This is a genomic window from Mycobacterium colombiense (assembly GCF_001672755.1).
In the GTDB taxonomy this organism is placed as follows: domain Bacteria; phylum Actinomycetota; class Actinomycetes; order Mycobacteriales; family Mycobacteriaceae; genus Mycobacterium; species Mycobacterium colombiense_C.
In genome coordinates this window covers 1-729 of record NZ_LZKI01000009.1, presented here as the reverse complement: position 1 = coordinate 729, position 729 = coordinate 1, and the positions used below count along the sequence as shown (strand labels likewise).

1 protein-coding gene is annotated in these 729 nt (G+C 68.4%); it reads right to left on the bottom strand.

All coding sequences use genetic code 11. The features are described from left to right. The coding region (locus A5708_RS01670; protein WP_155765839.1) for a condensation domain-containing protein at positions 1–729 on the bottom strand (729 nt) is incomplete at both ends.

Below are 729 nucleotides of genomic sequence, written 5' to 3'. Positions count from 1 at the left end.
CCCACCTGCCCGGCAAACACCTCCACCACCGACACCGACACCACCGACCGACCCAACGCAAAACCATTGCCCCACTGGGCAAGCCGAGCATGCTCGCCTTTCTCGAGCACATCGATCGACGACAGGCGGCGCCGAGGGTCCTCGGTCATGGCGACCAACACCCGCCGCAAGCGTTCAGTCAGGGCGCGGATGCTGTCGGCGTCGAACACGTCGGCGCGAAATTCGACCGTCCCGCCGATCCCGGCCGGCCTGCCGTCACCGCTCCAGCGGGCAGACATCGAGAACGTCAAATCCATCCGGGCGGTGCGGGTTTGCATCGGCTCGGCCGCGACCTGCAGATCACCCAGATTCAGCTCCGCGGGGTCGTTGCCCTGCCAGGCGAGCATCACCTGCACAAGGGGGTGATGCGCCAGCGAGCGGGTGGGGTTGAGCCGGTCGACCAGGACCTCGAACGGCACGTCCTGGTTTTCGTACGCGGCCAGGCTGCGCTGCCGCACCCGGGCCAACAGGTCCGCGACGCTGGGGTCGCCACCCACGTCCACCCGTAGCACCAGGGTGTTGACGAAGAAGCCCACCAGATCGTCCAGGGCGGTATCGCGCCGCCCCGCGATCGGAAAGCCTACCGCCACATCGGTACTCGCGGTGACCTTGGCCAGCAGCACCGCCAGCGCGGCCTGCATCACCATGAACTCGGTGGCGTTGTGCGCCCGCGCCACCGCACGCACCCGC